We start from the raw sequence: 5,889 nt of genomic DNA, 5'->3' as shown, positions 1-5,889 counted from the left end.
GCCCCATTGGTCTTGGCGTTTATTTACTTTCGGAGACAAGAACTGGCTGAGTAGATACCCATGCGCACTATGTATTTGAATCCCTTTAAAACCGGCTTCTTTGCAGAGTTCAGCTGAACGAGCGAAGCGTTGAATGACGTCTTGAATGTCCGCTTCAGTCATCGGCTTTGGCTTGCCAAAATTACCAAGCATTTCTAGGTGGACATCAGAAGGCGATAAAGGCGTACTGTTGACTAGTTTGGGGCACTGTCGACCCGGGTGATTCAACTGTACCCAGCAATGATTGCCATCTTCTTGGCTTGCTTTTGCCCAAGATTTGAAACGATCTAAATCTTTATCGTCTTCTAGTACAACATTTCCCGCACGTTCAAGATACCGGCGATCGACTTGGACATTACCCGTAATGTGGAGGCCTGCGCCACCGTGTGACCAACGGCGATACAAGGTTTCAAGTTCTTTTCCTGGCAAGTCACCTTTCTCGGCTAAGCCTTCGGTCATTGCGCTTTTGGCAATTCTATTAGGCAGAATGGCTCCGCAAGGGAGAGTTAATGATTCACCGATTAATGACGTGTTCGCAGACATAAAAGACAGTACCGTTTTATTGTTGTATGACAAAAGACAATTACGCGACAGAGTGTCAACTTGATCTTATTTAAGGCGATCTCGCTTGGTTCTGATGCGCTTGTGGAGTATTTAAACGTTGATCGGCATGTGTTGTACATGTTGTCTCGCGAATAAGATTTAACTTTATCGGTACGCATTTGTGATTAATGCGTGGCAGACATGAGAGCGATGAGAGCCATGAGTTGTGCTAGAAAGAAGATTGCCTGAACCGTTTGGAATGCGGTTCAAGCAATTGTCTTGAGTATATTTATTTAGTGGCCTGCTGTTGCAGTCTGTTCTGTCTGTAGTTTAAAGATTTGATATGGACCATTTTGCTGGATGTAGCTGTCAGGTTTGGCCATAACGAACTGCAATGCACTGGCTGTCATGTATAAGTCTCCATTAGGGCCAAAGCTAAAGCCGTCAGGCCAACGAAGCATTTTGGCTTTATATAGTGTTTGTAATTGGCCTTGCGGATTCATCACGACGATCGCCGAATGTTCTATATCGGAAATATAAATATTTCCCGCATTATCTGTTGTAAGGCCGTCACTCATGGTTTTGGCAGCAAAGCGTTCGATACGAGCGTAGAGTTCGTCTCTTGGTAAGGACTCGTCAATGAGCGCACTTACTGGAACACGGTACATAGCTTCATCACTAACTGGCGCAAAATAAAGCCACTTTGCTTCACGATCTAGCGCAATTGAATCGACACCGGGACGCACAGCAAACACGCCAAACATCAACATCTTCTCACCTTCCACGACCGGAATATATTTGTCGGCGTCAACGGATTCATGGTCTTCAATAACGCGGCGAGCGGTTTGAGTTTGGGTGTCGTACACAATGACAGCGGGGTCTAAGCCAAAAATACTCGCGTCAGCGATTAAGATATATCGCCCATTAGGTTCTACTTGGAAATCGTTCATGTGCGAGCCTAAACCTGCGATGTCGCTCGAAAATTCATAGTAATGAACGAGCTCACGAGAATAGATATCGATAGCCGCGATTTTCGCAGTTCCTGTTCCATGATTTGCATAGTCGAGTAGCCATAATCGATTTTGTTGATCGATTCGCATCGAGAGTACTGTTTCGAGATTTAAAGCGGATGCTTTTTCGCCTTCTAAGCGAAGAGGCTTAACCTCGCCATCAACAATTTCCGCTAAGTTATACGCTGGGCGCCCTTCTGGATGATAGGTAAAGAAAACCTGACCTTCTGAGCTGACCGCAATATTTCCAGGTGGATAGGGGAGATCTACAACGAGTTCAAGCGCATCCGCAGTTAAGGTCGGTTCGGTTGTTCGGTCGGGAAATTCATCACCGCCGCCATATATCGCATCAAGTACAGAGGCACTTAAACCGATAAACACAACGACAGAAAATAGAAAAATAACAAATGCTCGCAACATGGTATGACTTCTTTTTTATAAGTGAGTTGGATCGCTCGCGCCGCAAGTAAGTCGAAACGCCGCACAAGTGTAACGACACCTGTTAATAAATTCATCTGTGAATTTACCGCTCTCTGCCTTGAAAATTTTTTAAGCGACCTCACATTGCTAAGCACATGAAAGTTGGCGAGCGTATATCGCTATCGCTTGGATGATACAAACAAAATAGTTAGAGAGATCGTTTTATGTCTGCAACTGAGAACCTTGGTGCTAACGCTGAAACCTTAGGCTTCCAAACTGAAGTAAAACAATTACTTCATTTAATGATTCACTCCTTATATAGCAATAAAGAAATCTTCTTGCGTGAGCTGATTTCTAACGCGTCAGATGCAGAGGATAAGTTACGTTTTGAAGCGCTTTCAAATGATGCTTTATACGAAAATGATGGCGACCTGAAGATTCGTCTCGATTTCGATAAAGATGCGAACACAGTGACCATTACCGATAACGGTATTGGTATGACGCGTGAAGACGTCATTAATCATTTGGGCACTATCGCTAAGTCTGGTACAGCTGAATTTATGTCGAAGCTGACTGGTGATAGCAAACAAGATTCTCAGCTAATCGGTCAATTTGGTGTTGGTTTTTATTCTGCCTTCATCGTTGCGAATAAGGTTGAAGTCTTTACCCGTCGCGCAGGCACAGATGCTGCGCAGGGCGTGCACTGGAGTTCTGAAGGTGAGGGTGAGTTCACGATTGAAACAGTTGAGCGCACGGCACGTGGAACCTCTATTGTTCTGCATTTGAAAGAAGAAGAGTCTGAGTTTGCTGATGGCTGGCGCTTACGCAGTCTTGTTAAGAAGTACTCGGATCATATTTCTTTCCCGGTCATTATGAAGTCTGAGCCAATGCCAGCGGCAGAAGGCGAAGAGCAGAAAGAACCTGAAGACGAGGCAATTAACGAAGCGACGGCACTATGGACATTGTCAAAATCAGAAATCTCTGAAGATGATTACAAGTCTTTCTATAAGCATATCTCGCATGACTTCCAGGATCCGCTAACATGGGCCCATAACCGTGTTGAAGGTAAGCTCGATTACACAAGCTTGCTTTATATTCCTGCAAAAGCACCGTTTGATTTGTACAACCGTGAAGTTCCTCGTGGCTTAAAGCTATACGTACAGCGCGTTTTTATTATGGATGAAGCAGAGCAGTTCCTGCCTCTCTACCTTCGTTTTGTAAAAGGTATTGTTGATACGCGTGATTTAAGTTTGAACGTTTCTCGTGAAATTCTTCAAAGCGATAAGACTGTTGATAGCTTGCGTACAGCACTGACTAAGCGTGTGCTTGATACTCTGACCAAAATGGCCAAGAACGATGCTGAGAAATATCAATCATTCTGGGATGAGTTTGGCCAGGTAATTAAAGAAGGTATTGGCGAAGATCTTTCTAATAAAGAAAAACTTGCTAAGTTACTTCGCTTCGCGACGACAAACGGCGACAGCGCTCAGAACGTATCGCTTGATGATTACGTGTCTCGCATGCAAGAGAGCCAAGACAAGATTTACTATATCTCGGCAGAAAGTCATGCGGCAGGTATTTCTAGCCCACATATGGAAATCTTCCGTAAGAAGGGTATTGAGGTTCTAGTGCTAAGCGATCGCATTGATGGCTGGATGATCTCTTACCTGTCTGATTTTGAAGGTAAGCATCTTCAAGACATCACTAAGGGCGAGCTTGACCTCGGTGAGATCGAAGCAGAAGAAGACAAGAAGCAACAGGAAGAAGCGAATAAGACATACGAAGCATTGGTTAAACAGATCAAAGAGCTACTTGAAGATAAAGTAGATGAAGTTCGTATGACGAATCGTTTGACTGACAGCCCAGCATGTTTGGTTGCTGGTGCGCATGATATGGATGCGCAGATGAAAAAGATCATGGAAGCTGCAGGACAACCTGTACCTGAAAGCAAGCCAAGTTTTGAATTGAACCCAGAGCATCCTCTTGTAGCTCAGTTGAATAATGAACAAGACGATGAACGATTTAATGATCTGACGCTTGTTTTATTTGACCAAGCAGCATTGGCGATGGGCGATCAATTGAAAGAGCCCGGCGCATTTGTAAATCGATTGAACAAATTGCTATTGGATTTGTCTAAGTAATCACTGAAGCAAATCAGTAGCGATCAATGTCCCTCAGGGAGCCAAAAAACGGTATGCTTAGTTCGGAAGCTTACCGTTACCCCGGCTCCCTTTTTTTATTCTTCAAATTTTTCTTTTTAAGGAATGCATCATGATTGATCACGTTAGTGCAGTCATTATTGTCAAAAACGCTGAAGATACCCTGCGCGCGACATTAGATTCATTACGCGCTTTTTCAGAAGTTGTGCTGTACGACAATGGCTCAAGTGATGCGACCTTAAATATTGCGGCTGAATATCAAAATGTGCAGGTATTTGAAGGGCAGTTTCAAGGCTTTGGAAAGACCAAGCAAGCTGCTGTCGCTTGTGCGACGAATGATTGGGTGTTATCGCTTGATGCCGATGAAATGATCACGCCAGAGCTGGGAGCGTACTTAGAAGACTGGCTTCCTAATCAAGATCCGACGATGGCGATTAAAGTGTTACGTAAAAACTTTTTAATGGGTAAGTATGTTAAGTATGCAGGCTGGGGCGGCGACTGGTTAGTGCGTTTGTTTAATCGCGAAGCGCATAATTTTAACGACAATGACGTACATGAAAGTGTGGCAATTCATGAGGGTAGCTACGTTAAAAAAATCCCTTACCCGATTGAGCATAACGCAGTTCAGCATCTCGGGCAGTTTTTAGTGAAGGTTGATCGATATACAGAAATTAATCGACAAAGTGGGAAAAGCTACCCGCCTTCTATTATTTTCTTAAAAGCTATGTGGCGATTTTTCGAGAGCTTTGTCGTAAAAGGTGGGTTTCTCGCAGGGTGGCGTGGTTTAGCTATTTCGTGGTCGAATGCGAATGGCGTGTTTTATAAGTATATGAAGTCTTACGCTGACAAACATTCTTCGTAGCAATCTTGGGGTACTCTTTTTGAGTCGGAATTGATTGGGTTGTACTGGCTCTTATATCAGGCTGGCTAATACGCCTTGCACCCAAAGCATGTAAAGTGCCGTGCCGCTAAAAATACTGATTAAGGCATTTTTAAATAGCAAGTGGGCAACGATTACAAGGCTCAAACTAATGATCTCAGGTAGTCCGTGATTGCCAGACAACCATTCGACATCTTTTAGACAATACATCACGAGAAGAGCCATCACTGCGGGTGGAAGATAGCGCCCTAGAAATAGGACGACAGGATGCTGCTGGTTGTGAAAAAGAACAAATGGAAGTGCTCTGGTTGCAAAGGTAGCAGCGGCCATCGTTGCGATAAATCCAATTAAGTACATTATGTCCATGGCTTCAGCCTATATTTCATTAGCAGTAAAGCCAAACTTAAACTAAGTGATACGAGCAGCATGTTTTGCGGTGTTGCTAGCCAAAGTGCTAGTGCGCCACTAACAAGAGCGATTGCAAAAGGTGCGAATGATTTCACTGATTTATACTGTTCGATCACCAGTACCATAAACAAGGCTGTTAAGGTGAATTCAAGGCCTTGTGTGTTGAAGCTAAGTTGCTCGCCAATAAGAACGCCGAGTGTACAGCCTATCACCCAATAGCTTTGATTAAGCGCCGTGATAATTAATTGCAGATCACTGATACTTTGCTGTGTAACGTCTTTATCGCCTTTCATTGAGGTTAACAGGGAATAGGTCTCGTCTGTCAGGCCAAAAATTAAATACCATCGCCGCCAACCTTTTACTTTGAATTCCTGTAGCAGAGATAGCCCATAAAAAACATGTCGAGAGTTCAGAAGCAGTGTTGTAACAG

Annotated in this window: 5 protein-coding genes and 1 pseudogene; 2 read left to right on the top strand and 4 right to left on the bottom strand. The window is 43.8% G+C overall.

Going from position 1 to position 5,889, the window contains the following annotated elements; genetic code table 11:
• Both A3762_RS08250 and A3762_RS08245 read right to left on the bottom strand, forming a co-directional pair.
• Positions 1-582 (bottom strand): annotated as a pseudogene (locus tag A3762_RS08250) (NADH:flavin oxidoreductase); the annotation flags it as partial.
• Positions 583-875: 293 nt separating this feature from the next.
• The gene (locus tag A3762_RS08245; protein WP_068754902.1) at positions 876-2,012 is read right to left on the bottom strand and encodes an SMP-30/gluconolactonase/LRE family protein; all 1,137 of its coding nucleotides are present in this window, start codon (positions 2,010-2,012) and stop codon (positions 876-878) included.
• Between the two features lie 224 nt (positions 2,013-2,236).
• Here A3762_RS08245 and htpG point away from each other — a divergent pair, with 224 nt between their 5' ends.
• Both htpG and A3762_RS08235 read left to right on the top strand, forming a co-directional pair.
• Complete coding sequence (gene htpG / locus A3762_RS08240; RefSeq protein WP_068476353.1) at positions 2,237-4,153, top strand: molecular chaperone HtpG; 1,917 nt, start codon at positions 2,237-2,239, stop codon at positions 4,151-4,153.
• 130 nt (positions 4,154-4,283) lie between these two features.
• The gene (locus A3762_RS08235; protein WP_068476350.1) at positions 4,284-5,033 is read left to right on the top strand and encodes a glycosyltransferase family 2 protein; all 750 of its coding nucleotides are present in this window, start codon (positions 4,284-4,286) and stop codon (positions 5,031-5,033) included.
• 51 nt (positions 5,034-5,084) lie between these two features.
• On the opposite strand, the gene A3762_RS08230 is transcribed toward A3762_RS08235, so the two are convergent.
• Positions 5,085-5,417: a branched-chain amino acid transporter permease gene (locus tag A3762_RS08230; RefSeq protein WP_082869021.1), complete on the bottom strand. Its 333-nt coding sequence runs from the start codon at positions 5,415-5,417 to the stop codon at positions 5,085-5,087.
• A partial coding sequence (locus A3762_RS08225) for an AzlC family ABC transporter permease (protein ID WP_197469149.1) occupies positions 5,408-5,889 on the bottom strand: 482 nt, incomplete at its 5' end. The genes A3762_RS08225 and A3762_RS08230, both read right to left, overlap by 10 nt.

It is taken from the genome of Oleiphilus sp. HI0125 (genome assembly GCF_001635355.1).
This window is presented reverse-complemented; position numbering and strand designations above follow the sequence as displayed.

What these genes read in the sequence shown, in the direction of transcription:
- A3762_RS08230 (WP_082869021.1), bottom strand. Translation starts at nt 5,417, where the DNA reads ATGGACATAATGTACTTAATTGGATTTATCGCAACGATGGCCGCTGCT.
- A3762_RS08235 (WP_068476350.1), top strand. Translation starts at nt 4,284, where the DNA reads ATGATTGATCACGTTAGTGCAGTCATTATTGTCAAAAACGCTGAAGAT.
- A3762_RS08245 (WP_068754902.1), bottom strand. Translation starts at nt 2,012, where the DNA reads ATGTTGCGAGCATTTGTTATTTTTCTATTTTCTGTCGTTGTGTTTATC.
- htpG (WP_068476353.1), top strand. Translation starts at nt 2,237, where the DNA reads ATGTCTGCAACTGAGAACCTTGGTGCTAACGCTGAAACCTTAGGCTTC.